29 protein-coding genes are annotated in these 22,653 nt (G+C 42.9%); all 29 read right to left on the bottom strand.

The genetic code is table 11. From position 1 onward, the window contains the following. Positions 1-441 carry a 50S ribosomal protein L15 gene (gene rplO, locus CDO84_RS21100; RefSeq protein WP_014662534.1) on the bottom strand — a complete coding sequence of 147 codons (441 nt, stop codon included), beginning with the start codon at positions 439-441 and terminating at the stop codon, positions 1-3. A 30-nt stretch (positions 442-471) separates the two neighbouring features. Continuing rightward, positions 472-651 carry a 50S ribosomal protein L30 gene (rpmD, locus tag CDO84_RS21095; protein ID WP_003156497.1) on the bottom strand — a complete coding sequence of 60 codons (180 nt, stop codon included), beginning with the start codon at positions 649-651 and terminating at the stop codon, positions 472-474. A 13-nt stretch (positions 652-664) separates the two neighbouring features. Further along, positions 665-1,165: a 30S ribosomal protein S5 gene (gene rpsE / locus CDO84_RS21090; RefSeq protein WP_003328273.1), complete on the bottom strand. Its 501-nt coding sequence runs from the start codon at positions 1,163-1,165 to the stop codon at positions 665-667. A 24-nt stretch (positions 1,166-1,189) separates the two neighbouring features. Further along, entirely contained in the window at positions 1,190-1,552 is a 363-nt protein-coding gene (gene rplR, locus CDO84_RS21085; protein WP_003225816.1) for a 50S ribosomal protein L18, read from the bottom strand. A gap of 32 nt (positions 1,553-1,584) precedes the next feature. Beyond that, positions 1,585-2,124, bottom strand: coding sequence for a 50S ribosomal protein L6 (gene rplF, locus CDO84_RS21080; protein WP_014662533.1), 540 nt, complete (start codon positions 2,122-2,124; stop codon positions 1,585-1,587). A 29-nt stretch (positions 2,125-2,153) separates the two neighbouring features. Beyond that, positions 2,154-2,552 carry a 30S ribosomal protein S8 gene (gene rpsH / locus CDO84_RS21075; protein WP_003241998.1) on the bottom strand — a complete coding sequence of 133 codons (399 nt, stop codon included), beginning with the start codon at positions 2,550-2,552 and terminating at the stop codon, positions 2,154-2,156. A gap of 31 nt (positions 2,553-2,583) precedes the next feature. Further along, positions 2,584-2,769 (bottom strand): 30S ribosomal protein S14, encoded by a 186-nt coding sequence (gene rpsN / locus CDO84_RS21070; protein ID WP_003156488.1) that lies wholly within the window; start codon positions 2,767-2,769, stop codon positions 2,584-2,586. Between the two features lie 22 nt (positions 2,770-2,791). Continuing rightward, a complete protein-coding gene (gene rplE / locus CDO84_RS21065) occupies positions 2,792-3,331 on the bottom strand; it encodes a 50S ribosomal protein L5 (RefSeq protein WP_003225809.1) in 540 nt (179 codons plus the stop codon). A 26-nt stretch (positions 3,332-3,357) separates the two neighbouring features. Next, positions 3,358-3,669, bottom strand: coding sequence for a 50S ribosomal protein L24 (gene rplX / locus CDO84_RS21060; protein ID WP_003156486.1), 312 nt, complete (start codon positions 3,667-3,669; stop codon positions 3,358-3,360). 36 nt (positions 3,670-3,705) lie between these two features. Continuing rightward, positions 3,706-4,074: a 50S ribosomal protein L14 gene (gene rplN, locus CDO84_RS21055; RefSeq protein ID WP_003225805.1), complete on the bottom strand. Its 369-nt coding sequence runs from the start codon at positions 4,072-4,074 to the stop codon at positions 3,706-3,708. 40 nt (positions 4,075-4,114) lie between these two features. Continuing rightward, a complete protein-coding gene (rpsQ, locus tag CDO84_RS21050) occupies positions 4,115-4,378 on the bottom strand; it encodes a 30S ribosomal protein S17 (protein WP_003225804.1) in 264 nt (87 codons plus the stop codon). A gap of 22 nt (positions 4,379-4,400) precedes the next feature. Beyond that, on the bottom strand, positions 4,401-4,601 hold the full coding sequence (rpmC, locus tag CDO84_RS21045) for a 50S ribosomal protein L29 (RefSeq protein WP_003156482.1): 201 nt from the start codon (positions 4,599-4,601) through the stop codon (positions 4,401-4,403). Further along, on the bottom strand, positions 4,591-5,025 hold the full coding sequence (gene rplP, locus CDO84_RS21040; RefSeq protein WP_003225801.1) for a 50S ribosomal protein L16: 435 nt from the start codon (positions 5,023-5,025) through the stop codon (positions 4,591-4,593). Before rplP ends, rpmC begins: the two co-directional genes overlap by 11 nt. A gap of 1 nt (position 5,026) precedes the next feature. Then, positions 5,027-5,683 (bottom strand): 30S ribosomal protein S3, encoded by a 657-nt coding sequence (gene rpsC / locus CDO84_RS21035; protein ID WP_003242001.1) that lies wholly within the window; start codon positions 5,681-5,683, stop codon positions 5,027-5,029. A 3-nt stretch (positions 5,684-5,686) separates the two neighbouring features. Next, positions 5,687-6,028 (bottom strand): 50S ribosomal protein L22, encoded by a 342-nt coding sequence (gene rplV, locus CDO84_RS21030; RefSeq protein ID WP_014662532.1) that lies wholly within the window; start codon positions 6,026-6,028, stop codon positions 5,687-5,689. 16 nt (positions 6,029-6,044) lie between these two features. After that, positions 6,045-6,323: a 30S ribosomal protein S19 gene (gene rpsS, locus CDO84_RS21025; RefSeq protein ID WP_003156472.1), complete on the bottom strand. Its 279-nt coding sequence runs from the start codon at positions 6,321-6,323 to the stop codon at positions 6,045-6,047. Between the two features lie 57 nt (positions 6,324-6,380). Continuing rightward, on the bottom strand, positions 6,381-7,214 hold the full coding sequence (gene rplB, locus CDO84_RS21020; RefSeq protein WP_003225795.1) for a 50S ribosomal protein L2: 834 nt from the start codon (positions 7,212-7,214) through the stop codon (positions 6,381-6,383). Positions 7,215-7,245: 31 nt separating this feature from the next. Then, positions 7,246-7,533: a 50S ribosomal protein L23 gene (gene rplW / locus CDO84_RS21015; protein ID WP_003156467.1), complete on the bottom strand. Its 288-nt coding sequence runs from the start codon at positions 7,531-7,533 to the stop codon at positions 7,246-7,248. Continuing rightward, positions 7,533-8,156, bottom strand: coding sequence for a 50S ribosomal protein L4 (rplD, locus tag CDO84_RS21010; RefSeq protein ID WP_003225792.1), 624 nt, complete (start codon positions 8,154-8,156; stop codon positions 7,533-7,535). Before rplD ends, rplW begins: the two co-directional genes overlap by 1 nt. A 27-nt stretch (positions 8,157-8,183) precedes the next feature. After that, a complete protein-coding gene (rplC, locus tag CDO84_RS21005; protein WP_014662531.1) occupies positions 8,184-8,813 on the bottom strand; it encodes a 50S ribosomal protein L3 in 630 nt (209 codons plus the stop codon). Positions 8,814-8,852: 39 nt separating this feature from the next. Continuing rightward, entirely contained in the window at positions 8,853-9,161 is a 309-nt protein-coding gene (rpsJ, locus tag CDO84_RS21000) for a 30S ribosomal protein S10 (RefSeq protein WP_003156464.1), read from the bottom strand. Positions 9,162-9,397: 236 nt separating this feature from the next. After that, the gene (locus tag CDO84_RS20995) at positions 9,398-10,354 is read right to left on the bottom strand and encodes an alpha/beta fold hydrolase (RefSeq protein WP_040081031.1); all 957 of its coding nucleotides are present in this window, start codon (positions 10,352-10,354) and stop codon (positions 9,398-9,400) included. 99 nt (positions 10,355-10,453) lie between these two features. Beyond that, positions 10,454-11,644, bottom strand: a complete 1,191-nt coding sequence (gene tuf / locus CDO84_RS20990; protein ID WP_003242008.1) for an elongation factor Tu — start codon at positions 11,642-11,644, stop codon at positions 10,454-10,456. Positions 11,645-11,763: 119 nt separating this feature from the next. After that, the gene (gene fusA / locus CDO84_RS20985) at positions 11,764-13,842 is read right to left on the bottom strand and encodes an elongation factor G (protein WP_014662529.1); all 2,079 of its coding nucleotides are present in this window, start codon (positions 13,840-13,842) and stop codon (positions 11,764-11,766) included. 52 nt (positions 13,843-13,894) lie between these two features. After that, positions 13,895-14,365 carry a 30S ribosomal protein S7 gene (gene rpsG / locus CDO84_RS20980; RefSeq protein WP_003225784.1) on the bottom strand — a complete coding sequence of 157 codons (471 nt, stop codon included), beginning with the start codon at positions 14,363-14,365 and terminating at the stop codon, positions 13,895-13,897. A gap of 41 nt (positions 14,366-14,406) precedes the next feature. Next, positions 14,407-14,823: a 30S ribosomal protein S12 gene (gene rpsL / locus CDO84_RS20975; protein ID WP_003225781.1), complete on the bottom strand. Its 417-nt coding sequence runs from the start codon at positions 14,821-14,823 to the stop codon at positions 14,407-14,409. Positions 14,824-14,936: 113 nt separating this feature from the next. Beyond that, positions 14,937-15,185, bottom strand: coding sequence for a 50S ribosomal protein L7ae-like protein (locus CDO84_RS20970; RefSeq protein WP_003242012.1), 249 nt, complete (start codon positions 15,183-15,185; stop codon positions 14,937-14,939). A 178-nt stretch (positions 15,186-15,363) separates the two neighbouring features. Beyond that, entirely contained in the window at positions 15,364-18,963 is a 3,600-nt protein-coding gene (gene rpoC, locus CDO84_RS20965; protein ID WP_004399688.1) for a DNA-directed RNA polymerase subunit beta', read from the bottom strand. A 61-nt stretch (positions 18,964-19,024) separates the two neighbouring features. Next, positions 19,025-22,606 carry a DNA-directed RNA polymerase subunit beta gene (gene rpoB, locus CDO84_RS20960; protein ID WP_040081034.1) on the bottom strand — a complete coding sequence of 1,194 codons (3,582 nt, stop codon included), beginning with the start codon at positions 22,604-22,606 and terminating at the stop codon, positions 19,025-19,027. Between the last annotated feature and the right edge of the window lie 47 nt (positions 22,607-22,653).

Below are 22,653 nucleotides of genomic sequence, written 5' to 3'. Positions count from 1 at the left end.
TTAGATCACCTCAGCTGTACCGCCAGCAGCTTCAACAGCTTCTTTCGCAGAAGCAGAGAATTTATTGGCTTTTACAGTTAATTTTTTCTCTAATTTACCGTTGCCAAGAATCTTTACTCCTGCATTAAGTTTGCTAATAACACCAGTCTCAAGAAGAAGTTCAGGAGTGACTTCCGTTCCTTCTGCAAAACCGTTCAATTTGTCTAGGTTGACTACAGTGTATTCCTTGCGGTTGATGTTAGTGAAACCGCGTTTAGGAAGACGTTGGAATAAAGGCATTTGTCCCCCCTCGAATCCAGGGCGTACACCGCCGCCAGAACGAGCGTTTTGACCTTTGTGACCTTTACCAGCTGTTTTACCGTTACCAGAACCAATACCACGACCTACGCGATTACGCGTTTTGCGTGAACCTTCTGAAGGTTTTAATTCATGAAGTTTCATTAGGACACCTCCTTATCCGATCAAATATTTTTATTGTTCTTTAACAGAAACTAAATGAGATACTTTATTAATCATGCCACGGATCGCAGCGTTGTCTTCATGAACAACAGTTTGGTTTGTTTTCTTTAAACCAAGTGTTCTTACAGTAACGCGTTGGTCTTCCGGGCGACCGATTACACTTCGTTTGAGGGTAATTTCTAATTTAGCCATTAATGTTCCCTCCTTATCCTAACAGTTCTTCTACAGATTTTCCACGAAGCTTCGCAACGTCTTCAGCACGTTTAAGTTCACTTAAACCTTGAAGTGTTGCACGAATCATGTTGATCGGTGTGTTAGAACCTAAAGACTTAGAAAGGATATCAGCTACACCAGCTAGCTCAAGTACCGCACGTACAGGGCCTCCAGCGATAACTCCAGTACCTTCAGAAGCAGGTTTTAACAAGATGTTACCTGCACCGAAACGTCCGATGATTTCGTGTGGAATTGTAGTTCCAACCATTGGTACTTCAATCAAATTCTTTTTCGCATCTTCAACAGCTTTGCGGATCGCTTCTGGTACTTCTTGTGCTTTACCAGTACCGAATCCTACGTGTCCGTTTTTGTCACCGACAACGACTAGAGCTGCGAAGCGGAAACGACGACCACCTTTAACAACTTTCGCTACGCGGTTAACCGTAACTAAGCGTTCTTCTAACTCTAATTTGCTTGGGTCAATACGACGCATAATCATGTGTCCCTCCTTCTTTTATTAAAATTTAAGTCCAGCTTCACGAGCGGCATCAGCTAAAGCTTTTACACGTCCATGGTATAAGTATCCGCCACGGTCAAATACTACGTCAGAAATGCCTTTTTCAGCAGCGCGTTTTGCAACTAATTCTCCAACTTTAGTAGCAGCAGAAGTATCTCCAGTGCTTTCAACGTTCAAGTCTTTATCGAGAGTAGATGCACTAGCAAGTGTTACACCATTTACATCATCGATGATTTGAGCGTAAATGTGCTTGTTAGAACGGAAAACGTTCAGACGCGGTCTTTCAGCAGTACCGGAAAGTTTAGCGCGAACACGAGCGTGTCTTTTAAGACGAGCAGCATTTTTGCTAGTTTTCGTAATCATCTAGGTCACTCCTTTCTTCACTTTAAGCGATCTTACTTAGCAGATTTACCTTCTTTACGGCGAACAACTTCACCTTCGTAGCGGATTCCTTTACCTTTGTAAGGCTCTGGAGAACGTACAGCACGGATGTTAGCAGCAATAGCTCCTACACGTTCTTTGTCTGTACCTTTTACAACTACTTTAGTTTGAGAAGGAACTTCGATTTCGATGCCTTCTTCAGGAACGATCTCAACAGGATGAGAGTATCCAACGTTTAAAACAAGTTTATTTCCGGATTTAGAAGCACGGTAACCGACACCGACTAATTCCAAACCTCTTTCAAATCCTTTAGATACACCCTCAACCATGTTGCCAAGCAGACTGCGAGTCGTACCATGCAGGGCACGGTGCTCTTTTTGATCAGAAGGACGAACGACTGTAAGCACATTGTCCTCTACTTTAATCTCCATATCAGGGTGAAACGTACGAGTTAATTCTCCTTTTGGTCCTTTCACAGCTACAGTGTTGTTATCATTTAACGTTACTGTAACATCAGAAGGAATCTCAAGTAGCTTCTTACCTACACGAGACATACCAAACACCTCCATTCATGATAAACTTCTTACCAAACGTATGCTAGAACTTCTCCACCAGCTTGTTTTGCACGGGCTTCTTTGTCCGTTAAAACACCTTGTGATGTAGAAATAATCGCGATTCCAAGACCGTTAAGTACGCGAGGTACTTCATTAGATTTAGCATAAACACGCAAACCAGGCTTGCTGATTCTTTTAAGACCAGTGATAACGCGCTCGTTGTTTTGTCCGTATTTCAAGAAAACGCGGATGATACCTTGTTTGCTGTCTTCTACGAACTCAACGTCACGAATGAAACCTTCACGCTTTAAAATTTCAGCAATTTCTCTTTTCAATTTAGAAGCAGGAATTTCAAGCTTCTCATGACGTACCATGTTTGCATTGCGAATACGAGTTAGCATATCTGCAATTGGATCTGTCATAACCATTATATAATTACCTCCTTCCCTTTCTTGGGGATTACCAGCTGGCTTTTTTCACGCCAGGAATTTGTCCTTTATATGCAAGCTCACGGAAACAAATACGGCAAAGTTTAAATTTACGAATGACTGAATGCGGACGTCCGCAGCGTTCACAGCGTGTGTACTCTTGTACTTTAAACTTTGGTGTACGTTGTTGTTTCGCAATCATAGACTTTTTAGCCACGATTTCGCCTCCCTTTCATTGATTATTTCTGGAACGGCATACCTACTTGAGTTAATAGCTCACGAGCTTCTTCGTCAGTATTAGCAGTTGTTACGATAACGATGTCCATTCCTCGAACCTTTGTTACTTTATCGTAGTCAATTTCAGGGAAGATTAACTGTTCTTTAATACCAAGTGTGTAGTTACCGCGACCGTCGAAAGATTTTTTAGAAACCCCGCGGAAGTCACGTACACGCGGTAAAGATACAGAAATAAGTTTATCAAGGAAATCATACATGCGCTCTCCGCGAAGAGTTACTTTCGCACCGATAGGCATTCCCTCACGAAGACGGAATCCAGCAATTGATTTCTTCGCACGAGTAACGACAGGTTTTTGACCTGCGATAAACGTTAATTCTTCAACAGCACTGTCGATTGCTTTTGCGTTTTGAACAGCGTCACCAACACCCATGTTGATTACGATTTTTTCGATTTTAGGCACTTGCATGACTGAATCATAGTTGAACTTAGTCATTAAAGCAGGTGCAATTTCTTTATTGTACTTTTCTTTAAGGCGGTTCATGAGATAGACCTCCCTTCCTTTTAATACTATTTATCTAGAACTTGCCCAGATTTTTTTGCAACACGAACTTTTTTGCCATCTTCCACTTTGTATCCTACGCGAGTCACTTCACCTGTTTTAGGATCGAGCGGCATAACGTTTGATACATGAATTGGCGCCTCTTGATTAGAAATACCGCCTTGAGGGTTAGCTTGAGTTGGTTTAGAGTGTTTCTTTACCATGTTAACACCTTCAACTAAAACGCGGTCCTTTTTAGGGAAAGCAGCAAGGATTGTTCCTTGTTTGCCTTTATCTTTACCAGAGATAACCATAACTTTATCGCCTTTTTTTACATGCATCCTGATCGCACCTCCTTGAGTAAGGCATTTATTTCATTAGATAACTTCTGGAGCTAGAGAAACAATTTTCATAAAGTTGTTTTCACGCAATTCACGAGCAACTGGTCCGAAGATACGAGTTCCGCGTGGGCTCTTGTCGTCACGGATGATAACACATGCATTCTCATCGAAGCTGATGTATGAACCATCACTTCTGCGCGCTCCGCTTTTAGTGCGAACGATAACAGCTTTTACGACTTCACCTTTTTTGACAACGCCTCCTGGTGTTGCTTGTTTAACCGTGCAAACAATTACATCACCAATGTTAGCTGTTTTACGTCCAGAACCACCAAGAACTTTAATAGTAAGTACTTCACGTGCGCCAGAGTTGTCAGCTACTTTTAAACGAGTCTCTTGTTGAATCATTATTTGTTACCTCCCTTCGGAAAAAGAATTCCGAACTTTATTAGATAATAACAGCTTCTTCGACAACTTCAACTAGACGGAAACGCTTAGTTGCAGACAATGGACGAGTTTCCATAATCTTAACGATGTCACCGATTTTAGCTTGATTATTTTCATCATGTGCTTTGAATTTTTTTGAGTATTTTACGCGTTTACCGTAAAGTGTATGTTTTTTGTATGTCTCAACAACAACAGTGATGGTTTTATCCATTTTGTCAGAAACAACACGGCCTTGGTAAACCTTGCGTTGGTTACGTTCGCTCATGCTCACGACCTCCCCTCAGTGATTATTTATTAGCAGCAATTTCTCTTTCACGAATCACAGTTTTCATGCGCGCGATAGCTTTGCGCACTTCACGAATGCGAGCAGTATTTTCAAGTTGTCCTGTCGCTAATTGAAAGCGAAGATTGAAAAGTTCTTCTTTAAGAGACTTTACTTTTTGTTCAATTTCAGCAGTGGTAAGGTCACGAATTTCATTAGCTTTCATTTGATTCACCACCAATTTCTTCACGTTTTACGAACTTCGTTTTAATTGGCAATTTGTGAGATGCAAGACGAAGCGCTTCACGAGCAACCTCTTCAGACACACCAGAAATCTCAAATAAAACTTTGCCCGGTTTTACAACAGCTACCCAACCTTCTGGAGCCCCTTTACCGGATCCCATACGTACCTCAAGTGGTTTAGCAGTGTAAGGTTTAGAAGGGAAAATTTTGATCCAAACTTTACCGCCACGTTTCATGTAACGAGTCATCGCAATACGTGCAGCTTCGATTTGACGGTTAGTGATCCAAGAAGCTTCAAGAGCTTGGATACCGAATTCACCGAAATGTACTTCAGTACCGCCTTTCGCACGGCCACGCATTTTTCCGCGATGCTCTCTGCGATATTTAACGCGTTTTGGTAATAACATATTATTTTCCTCCTTCCTCAGTTTTCTTCTTAGTAGGAAGAACCTCTCCACGATAGATCCAGACTTTCACACCAAGCTTACCGTAAGTAGTGTCAGCTTCAGATGTTGCATAGTCAATGTCCGCACGTAATGTGTGCAATGGAACAGTTCCTTCACTGTAGTATTCAGAACGAGCGATATCTGCACCGCCAAGACGACCAGAAACCATTGTTTTCACACCTTGTGCTCCAGCACGCATAGTACGTTGGATTTGTTGTTTCTGCGCACGGCGGAAAGAAACACGGTTTTCTAATTGACGAGCGATGTTGTCAGCAACTAGCTGTGCATCAAGATCTGCTCTTTTGATTTCAAGAATGTTAATGTGTACACGCTTGCCAGTAAGGCTGTTAAGGGCTTTGCGAAGTGCTTCGACTTCAGAACCGCCTTTACCGATAACCATACCAGGCTTAGCTGTGTGGATCGTAATGTTAACGCGGTTTGCTGCACGCTCGATTTCTACTTTAGAAACAGAAGCGTCAGAAAGGCGTTTGCTAATGTATTCACGAATTTTTAAATCTTCGTGCAGGAAGTCAGCGTAATCTTTACCAGCGTACCACTTAGATTCCCAATCACGAATGACTCCGATACGAAGACCGACTGGATTTACCTTTTGACCCACTACTTATCCCTCCTTCTTTTCTGATACAACGATTGTAATGTGGCTCGTACGTTTGTTGATTTGGCTCGCACGTCCCATAGCACGTGGGCGGAATCTTTTTAACGTAGGGCCTTCGTCAACGAATGCTTGAGAAATAACCAGGTTGTTAACGTCCATTTCATAGTTATGCTCAGCATTTGCAATAGCGGATTTTAATACTTTCTCGATAATTGGAGAAGCAGCTCTTGGTGTAAGGTTCAAGATTGATACTGCCTCACCTACTTGCTTGCCTCGAATCAGGTCCATTACTAGACGTGCTTTACGAGGAGCAATACGGACTGTTCTTGCAACAGCTTTAGCTTGCATTTAAAAGCCTCCTCTCTTAGCGTCTTGTTTTTTTGTCATCACTAGCATGACCTTTGTACGTACGAGTTGGAGCGAATTCACCCAACTTGTGCCCTACCATATCTTCAGAGATGAATACAGGCACGTGTTTACGTCCGTCATAGACTGCGATTGTGTGACCAATAAACTGTGGGAAAATAGTAGAACGACGAGACCAAGTTTTTACGACTTGTTTCTTGTCTGTTTCATTTAATTTCTCGATTTTAGTCATCAAGTGTCCATCGACAAATGGTCCTTTTTTTAAGCTGCGAGCCATTTTGGAACCTCCCTTCGTGATTGCACTACGGTCCGAAAAGAACCGTAGACAACCCCGTTATTTATTTTTACGACGACGTACGATAAATTTATCGGATTTGTTCTTTTTCTTACGAGTCTTGAATCCAAGAGTTGGTTTACCCCATGGAGACATTGGTGATTTACGTCCGATTGGCGCACGTCCTTCACCACCACCGTGTGGGTGATCGTTAGGGTTCATTACAGAACCACGAACTGTAGGACGGATGCCTTTCCAGCGAGAACGTCCAGCTTTACCAATGTTGATAAGTTCGTGCTGTTCGTTACCTACTTGACCGATAGAAGCACGGCAAGCAGAAAGGATCATGCGAACTTCACCAGAGTTAAGACGTACAAGAACGTATTTACCTTCTTTACCAAGAACCTGAGCAGATGTACCAGCTGAACGTACAAGCTGTCCGCCTTTACCAGGTTTTAATTCAATGTTATGCACAACTGTACCAACAGGGATGTTGATAAGTGGAAGTGCATTACCTACTTTAATGTCAGCTTCAGGACCTGACATGATTTCAGTACCCACTTGAATTCCTTTAGGAGCAAGAATGTAACGTTTTTCTCCGTCTGCATAGTTGATTAGAGCGATGTTAGCTGAACGGTTTGGATCGTATTCAACTGTAGCAACGCGTCCAGGTATACCATCTTTATCGCGTTTGAAGTCGATAACACGGTATTGGCGTTTATGTCCGCCACCTTGGTGACGTACAGTCAATTTACCTTGGTTGTTACGTCCGCCTTTTTTGTGAAGGGGAGCAAGCAAGGATTTTTCCGGCTTGTCAGTCGTGATTTCAGCAAAATCTGAAGTTGTCATGCCACGACGTCCATTAGAGGTCGGTTTATACTTTTTAATCGCCATTTTGAATTTCCCTCCTTCTTTTTACAGATAATTAAGCTTCAAAAATTTCGATTTCTTTGCTGTCTGCAGTAAGTTTTACGATCGCTTTTCTGCGACGGCTAGTCATACCAGTGTAGCGTCCAACACGTTTTGATTTACCTTTGTAGTTCATGATGTTGACTTTGTCAACTTTCACTCCAAAGATGCTTTCAACCGCGTCTTTCACTTCTGTTTTGTTAGCTCTTACATCAACTTCAAAAGTATATTTCTTTTCAGTCATTAAATCAGCAGAACGTTCAGTAATGACGGGGCGCTTTAGAACATCACGAGGATCTTTCATTATGCAAGCACCTCCTCTACTTTTTCAACCGCTGCTTTTGTAATCAGAAGCTTCTCGTGGTTGACAACGTCTAAAACGTTGATTCCGTTAGCTTCAACAACAGTAACTCCAGGAATGTTACGAGCAGATAAAGCTACTGCTTCGTTTGCATCCGCAGTTACGATTAAAGCTTTTTTCTCAACAGATAATCCTTTAAGGATAGCTGCCATTTCTTTTGTTTTAGCCGTATCAAGAGTAAGATCTTCAAGAACGATGATGTTGTTGTCGTTCACTTTAGAAGACAATACTGATTTGATTGCCAAGCGGCGAACTTTTTTAGGTAATTTATAAGAATAGCTGCGTGGTGTTGGGCCGAATACGACACCACCTCCGCGCCATTGCGGTGAACGGATTGAACCTTGACGGGCACGTCCAGTACCTTTTTGACGCCATGGTTTACGACCTCCGCCGCGTACTTCAGAACGATTTTTTACTTTGTGAGTTCCTTGACGTAAGGAAGCTCTTTGCATAAGAATAGCGTCGAATACAACACTCTCATTTGGTTCGATACCAAATACAGAAGCATTTAATTCGATGTCACCAGCAGTAGAACCGTTTTGGTTGTATAATGCTACTTTTGGCATGATCAATTTCCTCCTTTCCTAAGAGAGTTATTTAGATTTAACAGCACTTTTAACAGTGATTAAAGTTTTCTTCGCACCAGGTACGTTACCTTTGATCAAAAGAAGATTGCGTTCTGCATCAACTTTTACGATTTCAAGGTTTTGAACAGTGATTTGCTCTCCGCCCATACGTCCAGGTAATAATTTACCTTTGAATACACGGTTAGGATCTACAGGTCCCATTGAACCAGGACGACGGTGGTAGCGTGAACCGTGAGACATAGGTCCGCGAGATTGTCCGTGGCGTTTGATCGCACCTTGGAAACCTTTACCTTTAGATACTCCTGTTACATCTACGATTTCTCCAGCAGAGAAAATTTCAACCTTGACTTCCTGACCAACTTCATACGCATCCATTTCCACTCCGCGTAATTCTTTAACGAAGCGCTTAGGAGCAGTTTCCGCTTTTGCAACGTGCCCTTTTTCAGGTTTGTTAGAAAGCTTTTCACGCTTGTCGTCAAAACCAAGCTGGATTGCTTCGTAACCGTCGTTTTCAGCTGTTTTCTTTTGAAGAACAACGTTTGGAGCAGCCTCGATAACAGTTACCGGAATAAGATCACCGTTCTCAGCGAATACTTGCGTCATACCAATTTTTCTTCCTAAGATTCCTTTGGTCATTCGTCACACCTCCTATTAAGATCATTCTATATTTTAGAATTAAAGTTTAATTTCGATATCGACACCAGATGGTAAGTCTAATCGCATAAGAGCATCAACAGTTTGTGGTGTTGGGTTCACAATGTCGATTAAACGTTTATGTGTACGCATTTCAAATTGCTCACGAGAATCTTTGTATTTGTGCACCGCACGAAGGATTGTGTAAACTGATTTTTCAGTTGGCAACGGAATCGGACCAGATACGCTGGCACCAGAACGTTTTGCCGTTTCAACAATCTTCTCTGCAGATTGATCAAGGATTCTATGATCATATGCTTTCAAACGAATACGAATTTTTTGTTTTGCCATTATTTTCCCTCCTTTTCGCCTACATCACGTTAGACAGTTCTCCGTGAGAAAAACCTGAACACCTTGCCATGGCAAAGCGGCCGGGTGTGTCAGCAACCTCTCACTTCATCGCAGTCAAAGACCAACATACACCATTATACAGAAAATAGGCGTATGTTGCAAGACTTATTTAAAATATGCATGGTTTGCACACTTTTTATATTATACAGGGGTTTTTCTTATTTATCAAGGACCTATCATAAATGGTAGCGTGCATGACGACTTAGTGTACTAGCGAATAATGACGGCTCTTCAATATGCGGGGTATGAGCTGAATTCTCAAATTGAACCCAGCGCTTTTCGGGCGCCACGAGTTCTTGATAATACTGTTTCGATATTTCAGTTGGAACAATTAAGTCATGTTTCCCTGAAATGAAAACACACGGTACTTTAATAGAAGGAACAGATCTAAATGCATTAAACCTGTACAACTCATCTGTTAAATGTTTTTTGCTGAAGCGCAGTCCATTGAGGACGCTATGAATGTTTCGCACACCATACTCATTACCAGTAAGCATTTGAAATAAAACAGCAAGAGAATGTCGATGCAGGCGAGTGAATCCTCCTCTGCTTACCTCAACGCAAAATCGATAGATAAGATGCTGGATATCCTGCTTCCAAGGCGGAGCACCAATGAAACGTGTTAGCAAAGATAATATGCTGGCTTTTTTTTCTTCAGAAGTTTTACGAATATGTCGATAAGCAGTTGATTCTTCATCGTGAGGGCTGACAACCTGACTGATTCCATAATAAGCGTAAAACAAGTCCGGGCGCTGCTGCACTACATGAAGCGCCAGTATTGACCCCCAAGAATGACCGGCCAGATATAGTTTTGTTTTTGAAAAGTGAGCTAAGAGCCATTGAGTGACATGGATTGCATCTTTAATGAAGTGATTTATTGTCATGGAGTGTTGCGAAATTCGTTTAGAATATGAAAGCCCTGATCCTCTCTGATCCCAATGAACTACAGTGAAATACCGTTCCAGCTCTTTTTGATAATGTCTAATGTATCCGATTTGCGGCGTACCCGGCCCGCCATGTAAAAAAAGCAGCAATGGATTTTCAATATCAGCTCCATTAATCATCAGCATTTGCTTTGTATTTTCAATGCTCAGTTCTTTCATGATTGCGATTGATCTCTTTTCAGGAATCATAGATAGTAGCCCCTCGAATATGATAGATCCTATTATACAAGAAAAAGATAAGCAAACAAAAAACGAGACCCACAGTGGATCTCGTTTAAAATCATACTATTACTCAGTGATTGTAGAAACAACGCCTGAACCAACAGTACGTCCGCCTTCACGAATAGAGAAACGAGTTCCTTCTTCGATAGCGATTGTAGAGATAAGTTCAACGTTCATTTCAGTGTTATCTCCAGGCATAACCATTTCTACGCCTTCTGGAAGATGGATGATACCAGTTACGTCAGTTGTACGGAAGTAGAACTGAGGACGGTAGTTAGAGAAGAATGGAGTGTGACGTCCACCCTCTTCTTTAGAAAGAACGTAAACTTCAGCTTTGAATTTGCTGTGTGGAGTGATTGTACCTGGTTTAGCAAGTACTTGACCACGTTGGATTTCTTCACGAGATACACCACGAAGAAGGGCACCAATGTTGTCACCAGCTTCAGCATAATCAAGAAGCTTACGGAACATTTCAACACCTGTAACAGTTGTTTTCTTGTTCTCTTCTTGTAGACCGATGATTTCAACTTCGTCACCGACTTTAACTTGTCCGCGTTCTACACGGCCAGTCGCTACTGTACCACGACCAGTGATTGAGAATACGTCCTCAACTGGCATCATGAATGGTTTTTCAGTGTCACGTTCTGGAGTTGGGATGTACTCATCAACCGCATCCATAAGTTCGAAGATTTTAGCTTCGTACTCAGCGTCACCTTCAAGAGCTTTAAGAGCAGAACCTTTGATTACTGGTACATCATCACCAGGGAAGTCGTATTCGCTAAGAAGATCGCGAACTTCCATTTCAACTAGTTCAAGAAGCTCTTCGTCGTCTACCATGTCGCATTTGTTTAAGAATACAACGATGTATGGTACACCAACGTTTTTAGAAAGAAGGATGTGCTCACGAGTTTGTGGCATTGGGCCATCAGCAGCAGATACTACAAGGATAGCTCCGTCCATTTGTGCAGCACCAGTGATCATGTTTTTAACATAGTCAGCGTGTCCTGGGCAGTCAACGTGTGCATAGTGACGAGTTTCAGTTTCGTACTCAACGTGTGCAGTAGAGATTGTGATACCGCGCTCACGTTCTTCTGGAGCACCATCAATTTGATCGTACGCCATAGCTGTACCTTTACCAGATTTCTTATGAAGTACTGTTGTGATAGCAGCAGTTAAAGTTGTTTTACCATGGTCAACGTGTCCAATTGTACCAATATTGGCATGTGATTTGGAACGGTCGAATTTTTCTTTAGCCATTCTAAAATCCTCCTTAAGAGCTTTTAATTAGTAATGTATAGAGTGATAGGAAGTGAAAGAAAGCTTTCACTTCCTCATCTTACAATAGTAGTTATACTTGAGTTAAGCGGCAAAATCAATTATTCGCCTTTATTTTTTTTGATAATTTCTTCAGAAACGCTCTTCGGCACTTCTTCGTAGTGATCCATGAACATAGTGAACGTACCGCGACCTTGCGTATTAGAACGAAGTGCAGTAGCGTAACCGAACATTTCAGCAAGAGGAACCATAGCACGAACAACTTGAGCGTTACCGCGTGCTTCCATACCTTCTACGCGTCCGCGACGTGAAGTGATATCACCCATGATATCTCCCATGTATTCTTCTGGAATAACCACTTCTACTTTCATGATTGGTTCAAGAAGAACTGGGTTACATTTGCTGACTGCATTTTTCAATGCCATAGAAGCAGCAACTTTAAATGCCATTTCGTTTGAGTCAACATCATGGTAAGAACCGTCGAAAAGTTTAGCTTTAATGTCGATAAGCGGGAAGCCTGCTAGTACACCATTTTCAAGTGCATCTTCCAGACCTGCTTGAACAGCTGGGATGTATTCACGAGGAACGACCCCACCAACAATCGCATTTTCAAATTCAAAGCCCGCGCCTTCTTCGTTTGGTTCGAATTCGATCCAAACGTGTCCGAACTGACCGCGTCCACCAGACTGACGTACGAATTTACCTTCTACTTTTGCACCGGTACGGAATGTTTCACGGTACGCAACTTGAGGAGCACCAACATTGGCTTCTACTTTAAATTCGCGCTTCATACGGTCAACAATGATATCAAGGTGAAGTTCACCCATACCAGAGATGATCGTTTGGCCAGTTTCTGGGTTTGTTTGAGTACGGAATGTAGGATCTTCTTCAGCAAGTTTCGCTAAAGCGATACCCATTTTATCTTGGTCAGCTTTTGATTTAGGCTCAATAGCAACGTCGATAACTGGTTCTGGGAATTCCATTGACTCAAGGATAACAAGATCCTTCTCATCACATAGAGTATCTCCAGTAGTTGTATCTTTTAGACCTACAGCAGCTGCGATATCCCCTGCGTATACAGTAGAGATTTCTTCACGGCTGTTAGCGTGCATTTGAAGAATACGTCCAACACGCTCACGTTTGCCTTTAGTAGAGTTTTTCACGTATGAACCGGAATCAAGTGTTCCAGAGTACACACGGAAGAACGTCAACTTACCAACGTAAGGGTCAGTCATAACTTTAAATGCTAATGCAGAGAATGGCTCTTCATCAGAAGAATGACGCTCAATCTCTTCATTTGTATCAGGACGTGTACCTTTGATTGCAGCAACGTCAGTTGGTGCAGGAAGGTAGTCAAGAACAGCATCAAGTACGAGTTGAACACCTTTGTTTTTGAAGGCAGAACCAACAAGAACAGGGTAGAATTCAACATTTAATGTACCTTTACGGATACCTGCTTTTAACTCGTCAATTGTGATTTCTTCACCCTCAAGGTATTTATCCATAAGCTCTTCATCAAGCTCACATACAGCTTCAATAAGGCTGTTGCGAAGCTCTTCAGCTTGCTCTTTATACTCTTCAGGGATTTCTTTTGCATCAGAACGAGTTCCGAGGTCATCTTCGTAGAAATACGCAACGTTTTCTACAAGGTCGATGATACCTTCGAAATTATCTTCAGCACCGATCGGCAATTGAATTGCATGAGCGTTTGCTTGAAGACGATCTCTTAAAGTTCCTACAGAGTAAAGGAAGTCTGCACCGATTTTGTCCATTTTGTTAACAAAAACGATACGCGGTACTCCGTAAGTTGTTGCCTGACGCCAAACAGTTTCTGTTTGAGGCTCAACGCCTGATTGCGCATCAAGTACAGCAACAGCACCATCAAGTACACGAAGAGAACGTTCAACTTCAACTGTGAAGTCTACGTGTCCTGGAGTATCGATGATGTTTACGCGGTATCCTTTCCACTGTGCAGTTGTCGCAGCGGAAGTGATTGTGATACCACGTTCTTGTTCCTGCTCCATCCAGTCCATTTGTGAAGCTCCTTCATGAGTTTCACCAATTTTGTGGATACGACCAGTATAGAACAAGATACGTTCTGTAGTAGTCGTTTTACCGGCATCAATGTGAGCCATGATCCCGATATTACGAGTTTTGTCTAAGGAGAACTCTCTTGCCATTGGGTAATTTCTCCTTCCTTATTGGGAAATTGTGTTTTTTAGTATATAAATCCTACCAACGATAGTGAGCAAATGCTTTGTTTGCTTCAGCCATCTTATGAGTATCTTCACGTTTCTTAACAGCAGCACCAGTGTTGTTAGCTGCGTCAAGGATTTCGTTAGCTAAACGCTCTTCCATCGTTTTTTCTCCACGAAGACGAGCGTAGTTTACTAACCAGCGAAGTCCAAGAGTCGTACGACGTTCAGGACGAACTTCTACAGGAACTTGGTAGTTCGCACCACCTACACGGCGTGCTTTTACTTCAAGTACAGGCATGATGTTTTTCAATGCTTGTTCGAAAACCTCCATTGCATCATTGCCAGTACGTTCTTTAATGATATCGAATGACTTGTATAGGATTGTTTGAGACTTACCTTTTTTACCATCGATCATCATTTTGTTGATTAGACGAGATACAAGTTTAGAGTTGTAAATCGGATCAGGTAAAACATCTCTTTTAGCTACAGGACCTTTACGTGGCATCTGAATATCCTCCCTTCATCAATTATGCGTATTTTCGTTTATTATTTTGCTTTAGGTTTTTTCGTACCGTATTTAGAACGGCCTTGTGCACGGTTTTCAACTCCAGCAGTATCAAGCGCACCACGAACGATGTGGTAACGTACCCCTGGTAAGTCTTTTACACGTCCACCGCGGATAAGTACAACACTGTGCTCTTGCAGGTTGTGACCGATACCAGGAATGTAAGCAGTAACCTCGATTCCGTTAGTCAAACGAACACGAGCATATTTACGAAGTGCTGAGTTCGGTTTTTTCGGTGTCATTGTACCAACACGAGTACATACCCCGCGTTTTTGTGGAGAAGATACGTTAGTGTGCTCTTTTTTAAAGCTGTTGTATCCTTTGTTAAGTGCAGGAGACTTTGAGTTTTCTACTTTACTCACGCGTCCTTTGCGAATTAGCTGATTAATTGTAGGCATGATTTTTTCCTCCCTTCATTACGTTTTATAACCCACATACCCAGGTGGTTCATCAAAAGGCAAAAAACAATGTCTTTACACAAGATTGAATCTTACGTAAAAACAAAAGTACGTTATAAAATAATGGCAACAGCGGCTGCTCCTACCTCAATTCCGCAGGCTTTGCCGAGCTTTTTCATGGATTCAACCATTAAGACAGAGATACCTTGATCTTCCGCAAGTGAAACAACACTTGACGTAAGTATCGGATCTGCGTCCTTTGCAACGACTACTTCCTTTACTGAACCTCGCTTTAGAGCTTTCACTGTTTGCTTCGTACCAATAATAATTGATTTGGCCTGTGATACTTTATCATAAGACATAAACATATCCTCCAAAGTAACAGGTTTATTTCGAGCACCTTGGTTATATTATCATTCTAGGAGACGAATGTCAACAAGGTATGACATTTTTTAGTTTCTATCTTCTCATAGAGTGACTTTTTAATAAATATATCTGCTGAAAGACTGCAAAAACAGTCTTTCAGCAGAATGAAATCAGTTATTCAACCGGAACCATATCGTCAGTCGGCTGAACATTTGATACTGGTTTTACTTTACGGTATTTCATCATTCCTGTACCAGCTGGAACAAGTTTACCGATGATAACATTCTCTTTCAAGCCGAGAAGCTCGTCACGCTTACCTTTGATCGCTGCATCTGTAAGGACACGCGTTGTTTCCTGGAAGGAAGCAGCAGATAAGAATGAATCAGTTTCAAGAGATGCTTTTGTAATACCGAGTAAGACAGGACGGCCTGTAGCAGGTCGATTGCCTTCAAGCAACACCTTTTTGTTCGCTTCAGTAAATTGGTGGATGTCAAGCAATGTACCTGGAAGCACATCAGTGTCACCGGCATCAATTACGCGTACTTTACGAAGCATCTGGCGAACCATTACTTCTACGTGTTTATCACCGATTTCAACACCCTGCATACGGTAAACCTTTTGAACCTCATGGAGAAGATACTCTTGAACAGTCGTCAGGTCAGTCACTTTAAGAAGTTCTTTCGGATCGATTGAACCTTCTGTCAGTACTTGGCCACGAGTAATTTTATCTCCTTCCGCTACTTTCAGACGGGAGTTGTAAGGTGCCGTATAAGAACGTGTTTCCACTGCGCCTTGAACGACAATTTCCTGCTGCTTATCACGAACTTCATTAATCTCAACGACTGTACCGTCGATTTCTGTAATTGTTGCCTGACCTTTCGGATTACGCGCTTCGAAAAGCTCTTGGATACGCGGAAGACCCTGTGTGATATCGTCTCCGGCAACCCCGCCTGTATGGAATGTACGCATTGTTAACTGTGTACCAGGCTCACCGATTGATTGGGCAGCAATGATTCCGACAGCTTCACCGACTTCAACATCGGAGCCAGTTGCAAGATTTCGGCCATAGCATCGTTTACATACACCATGAGGCGTATTACATGTGAAGGCAGAACGGATCCACACTTCTTCAATGCCAGCTTCGACAATCTCCAGCGCCTTATCTTCATCGATTAGTTCGTTTTCATTCACAAGCACTTCACCTGTTTCAGGGTGCTTCACTTGTTTTCGTGCAAAACGGCCGATTAAGCGTTCTTCTAAGCGCTCAATTGTTTCGGTTCCTTCTTTAAGAGGCTTAGCAAGAATGCCTCGGTCAGTTCCGCAATCAGTTTCACGGATGATAACATCCTGCGCAACGTCAACGAGACGGCGTGTAAGGTAACCTGAGTCAGCAGTTTTAAGAGCGGTATCGGCAAGACCTTTACGCGCACCGTGTGTGGAGATAAAGTACTCCAATACTGTCAGACCTTCACGGAAACTTGATTTGATCGGCAACTCAATGATACGTCCAGCCGGGTTGGCCATCAGACCGCGCATTCCGGCAAGCTGCGTAAAGTTAGATGCGTTACCACGGGCACCAGAGTCACTCATCATGTAGATTGGGTTGAGTTCATCAAGTGATTTCATCAGTTTGCCTTGGATCACGTCTTTTGCAGCACTCCAGATAGAGATGACTCTCTCATAGCGTTCTTCTTCAGTGATCAGACCGCGGCGGAACTGCTTCATAACGTTGTCAACTTTGCTTTGCGCTTCTTCAAGAATTTCTTGTTTATCATCGAGTACGACGATGTCAGAAACCCCAACTGTAATACCAGCTTTTGTTGAATATTTGAAACCTAAGTTTTTCATGCGGTCAAGCATTTTAGACGTTTCCGTGATATGGAATCGTTTAAAGATTTCCGCGATGATTTTACCCAGAATACCTTTTTTGAACGGTGCATTGATTGGCTGCTGTGCGATGACAGCTTTAACGTCAGCACCTTTTTCCAAGAAGAAACGGTCAGGTGTTTTCTCTTCAATGTTGCTCTTCGTTGGTTCATTCATGTAAGGGAATGATTCCGGAAGAATTTCATTGAAGACAAGCTTACCGACAGTTGTAATTAACAATTTTGAGCGCTGTTCTTCGGTAAATGTCACATTCTTAAGGGAGTTAGCTGCAACAGCTACTCTCGTATGAAGGTGAACATATCCGTTTTGATAAGCAAGAAGCGCTTCGTCTGTATTCTTGAAGACCATACCTTCACCGACAGCACCGGCACGCTCAAGTGTCAGGTAATAGTTACCAAGTACCATATCCTGAGACGGAGTTACAACCGGTTTACCATCTTTAGGGTTCAAGATGTTTTGAGCCGCAAGCATCAAGATGCGTGCTTCAGCTTGTGCTTCAGCAGATAATGGTACGTGAACCGCCATTTGGTCACCGTCAAAGTCAGCGTTGTAAGCTGTACATACGAGCGGGTGAAGGCGGATTGCGCGTCCTTCAACAAGCGTTGGTTCAAACGCCTGAATACCTAATCTGTGAAGTGTAGGGGCACGGTTCAGCAGTACTGGGTGCTCCTTAATAACTGATTCTAATACATCCCAAACTTCAGGCTGTACGCGCTCAATTTTGCGTTTCGCACTCTTAATGTTGTGAGCAAGACCCTTTTCAACAAGTTCTTTCATAACGAAAGGCTTGAAGAGTTCAAGCGCCATTTCCTTCGGTAATCCGCATTGGTACATTTTCAAATGAGGACCAACAACGATTACAGAACGTCCGGAGTAATCGACACGTTTACCAAGAAGGTTTTGACGGAAACGGCCTTGCTTCCCTTTCAACATGTGAGAAAGAGATTTTAACGGTCTGTTACCAGGACCTGTTACAGGGCGTCCGCGGCGGCCGTTGTCAATTAAGGCATCGACAGCCTCTTGAAGCATACGCTTTTCGTTTTGAACGATGATGCTTGGCGCACCAAGGTCCAGAAGGCGTTTCAAACGATTGTTACGGTTGATGACACGACGATAAAGATCGTTCAAATCAGAAGTCGCAAAACGTCCGCCATCTAGCTGAACCATCGGTCTAAGCTCCGGAGGAATAACAGGAAGCACATCAAGGATCATCCAAGAAGGCTTGTTTCCTGAGTTACGGAAGGCTTCTAAAACTTCAAGACGTTTGATCGCACGAGTACGTCGTTGTCCTTGTGAAGTTTTCAGCTCTTCTTTTAACATATCAACTTCTTTTACAAGATCGATATCTTGAAGAAGTTTATGAATTGCTTCAGCACCCATAGATGCTTGGAATTTATTACCGTATTTATCAAGATAAGCACGGTATTCTTTCTCAGACAGAAGCTGTTTCTTTTCAAGCGGTGTATTTGCCGGGTCAGTTACAACGTAAGAAGCAAAGTAAATCACTTCTTCTAAAGCACGAGGTGACATATCCAGCACAAGACCCATACGGCTTGGAATACCTTTGAAATACCAAATGTGGGAAACTGGGGCAGCCAGTTCAATGTGCCCCATTCTCTCACGACGGACTTTAGCCCGTGTTACTTCGACTCCGCAGCGGTCACAAACTACGCCTTTATAACGAACTCGCTTGTACTTCCCACAATGACATTCCCAGTCCTTAGTCGGTCCGAAAATGCGTTCGCAGAATAGACCGTCCTTTTCAGGTTTTAACGTACGATAGTTTATCGTTTCAGGCTTTTTCACTTCACCAAAAGACCATGAACGGATTTTATCCGGTGAAGCAAGACCGATGTTCATATACTCAAAATTGTTCACATCTAGCAAGGGGCCTACCTCCCTTTTTATCTTCGGATTAACCGATGTCACTTGCCTTTATAACTAGAGATTATTCTTTTATTACTACATCACGTTCAACGTCTGCAGATGCTGTTTCTTCCGGCTCTTCATCACCTGATAATGCCAGGCCGTCAGCTTGTTTCGCATCTTCTTCGTCTTCTAAATCTCTCATTTCTATTTCTTCTTCATCACCAGAAAGGATTTTGACATCCATACCTAAGCTTTGAAGTTCTTTGATTAACACTTTGAATGATTCCGGAACACCTGGTTCAGGAACATTGTCGCCTTTAACGATGGCTTCGTATGTTTTCACACGTCCAACCACGTCATCGGACTTAACAGTCAGAATTTCTTGAAGAGTGTAAGCCGCACCATAAGCTTCAAGTGCCCAAACCTCCATCTCACCGAAACGCTGTCCGCCAAATTGCGCTTTACCGCCAAGAGGCTGCTGCGTAACAAGTGAGTAAGGACCTGTAGAGCGAGCATGGAGTTTATCGTCAACCATGTGAGCCAGTTTGATCATGTACATGATACCGACAGATACGCGGTTATCAAACGGCTCTCCAGTACGTCCGTCGTAAAGCACTGTTTTGGCGTCACGAGACATGCCGGCTTCTTCAAGTGTTTCCCAGACATCCTCTTCACGCGCTCCGTCAAATACAGGAGATGCAATGTGAATGCCGAGGTAACGAGCGGCCATACCCATATGAAGTTCCAATACCTGCCCGATGTTCATACGTGATGGTACGCCCAGCGGGTTAAGCATGATATCAATTGGTGTGCCGTCAGGAAGGTAAGGCATATCCTCTTCAGGAAGAATCTTAGAGATAACACCTTTGTTACCGTGACGACCGGCCATTTTATCCCCTTCAGAAATCTTACGTTTCTGAACGATATATACGCGTACTAACTGGTTAACACCTGGAGGAAGTTCGTCTCCGTCTTCACGGTTGAAGACTTTAACGTCATGGATAATTCCTCCGCCGCCGTGAGGCACACGAAGAGAAGTATCACGAACCTCGCGGGCTTTCTCGCCAAAGATGGCGTGAAGCAGGCGTTCTTCTGCAGTCAGTTCAGTTACGCCTTTAGGCGTTACTTTACCAACAAGAAGATCTCCGTCTTTTACTTCTGCCCCAATACGGATGATTCCGCGGTCATCAAGATTGCGAAGCGCATCTTCACCGACGTTTGGAATATCGCGAGTGATCTCTTCAGGTCCAAGTTTCGTATCACGTGCTTCTGATTCGTATTCTTCAATGTGGATAGATGTATAAACATCATCCTTTACAAGGCGTTCACTCATGATGATGGCATCCTCATAGTTGTAGCCATCCCATGTCATGAAGCCAACCATTACGTTACGGCCAAGTGCAAGTTCACCAAGCTCCATAGAAGGGCCGTCAGCAAGGATTTCTCCTTTTACCACTTCATCGCCGACACTTACGATCGGACGCTGGTTGTAGCACGTACCTTGGTTAGAGCGGACAAATTTCAGCAGGCTGTATTTATCCAGGTTTCCTTTTACTTTTTGACCGTCTACTTCTTCATAACGGCGAACCCAAACGTTTTTCGCTTCTACGCGTTCAACGATACCAGGGTGTTTACAAATTACAGCGGCACCAGAGTCTTTTCCTGATACGTATTCCATACCAGTTCCAACAAATGGCGCTTCTGGCTGCATCAAAGGCACAGCCTGACGCTGCATGTTCGCTCCCATGAGGGCACGGTTGGAGTCATCGTTTTCTAAGAACGGGATACATGCTGTCGCAGCAGATACAACCTGCTTAGGCGATACATCCATGTAGTCTACACGGTTTCTGGAAACAACGGTGTTCTCCCCGCGGAAACGAGCTACGATGCTGTCATCAATAAAGGCGCCTTCGTCATCAAGACGAGCGTTCGCTTGAGCGACAACATAGTTATCCTCTTCATCAGCAGTTAAGTAATCGATTCTGCCCGTTACCTTCCCTGTTTCAGGATCAACGCGGCGATATGGCGTTTCAATAAAGCCAAAACGGTTTACTTTTGCATAAGATGATAGTGAGTTGATCAAACCGATGTTCGGGCCCTCAGGCGTTTCAATCGGACACATACGGCCATAGTGGGAGTAGTGAACGTCACGCACTTCCATTCCGGCACGCTCACGTGTCAATCCGCCCGGTCCTAATGCTGACAGACGGCGCTTATGCGTTAATTCAGCAAGCGGGTTCGTCTGATCCATGAATTGAGAAAGCTGTGAGCTTCCAAAGAACTCTTTAATGGACGCAATAACAGGACGAATATTGATCAGCTGCTGAGGCGTAATTGTATTCGTATCTTGAATTGACATTCTCTCACGAACCACACGCTCCATACGGCTTAAACCGATACGGAATTGGTTCTGGAGAAGCTCGCCTACAGAACGTAAACGGCGGTTTCCAAGATGATCGATATCATCTGTGTCGCCTACTCCGTGCAGCAGGTTGAAGAAGTAGCTGATTGAAGAAATAATATCAGCAGGCGTGATGTTTTTAATCTCTTCTTCGATGTAAGCATTCCCGATTACATTAATAACCTGTTCTCCTTCTTGATCAGTCGGAGCAAAGATTTTAATGGATTGAAGAGTCACTTCATCTTCAACAACACCGCCATTCGGATACAGCTTTCTGAAACCGATTCCGTTTTCTAAGTATGGCAGTACTTTATCAAGTGTCCTTCTATCAAGAATCTGACCTTTTTCAGCAAGGATTTCTCCTGTTTCAGGATCAACGAGCGTTTCAGCAAGTCTCTGATTGAAGAGGCGATTCTTAATATGAAGTTTTTTATTAATTTTATAGCGTCCTACATTGGCAAGATCGTATCGTTTCGGATCAAAGAAACGAGAATCAAGCAAGCTTTTCGCATTTTCTACTGTAGGCGGCTCTCCAGGACGGAGACGCTCGTAAATTTCAAGCAGCGCTTTGTCGCTGTTTTCTGTGTTATCTTTATCAAGCGTATTTCTCAGGTATTCGTTTTCTCCTATGAGATCAAGAATCTCTTGATCGGAGCCGAAGCCGAGAGCACGCAAAAGAACCGTAACCGGCAACTTACGTGTGCGATCAATGCGGACATAAACAACATCTTTCGCATCAGTTTCGTATTCTAACCATGCGCCACGGTTTGGAATGACAGTTGCGGTAAAACCTTTTTTACCGTTCTTGTCTACTTTACCACTGAAATATACACTTGGAGACCGAACAAGCTGAGAAACGATAACGCGTTCCGCACCGTTAATGATAAAAGTACCTGTATCTGTCATAATAGGGAAATCACCCATGAAGACATCTTGGTCTTTTACCTCTCCAGTTTCTTTGTTAATTAAACGAACCTTCACTCTTAGCGGAGCTGAGTAAGTCACATCACGTTCTTTTGATTCCTCTACAGGATATTTAGGCTCACCTAAACTATAATCAATGAACTCAAGAGAGAGGTTACCAGTGAAATCCTCAATTGGTGATATGTCTTGAAACATCTCTCTAAGACCCTCATCAAGAAACCACTGATAAGAAGAGGTTTGAATTTCAATGAGATTTGGTAATTCTAACACTTCGCTAATGCGAGCATAGCTTCTGCGCTGGCGGTGTCGTCCATACTGAACTAGTTGACCTGTCAACTGATTCACCCCTCAAATCATGCGTATTATATGTGTAATAAGCATTT

It is taken from the genome of Bacillus sp. MD-5, from assembly GCF_002201875.1.
Taxonomy (GTDB): Bacteria; Bacillota; Bacilli; order Bacillales; family Bacillaceae; genus Bacillus; species Bacillus stercoris.
This window is presented reverse-complemented; position numbering and strand designations above follow the sequence as displayed.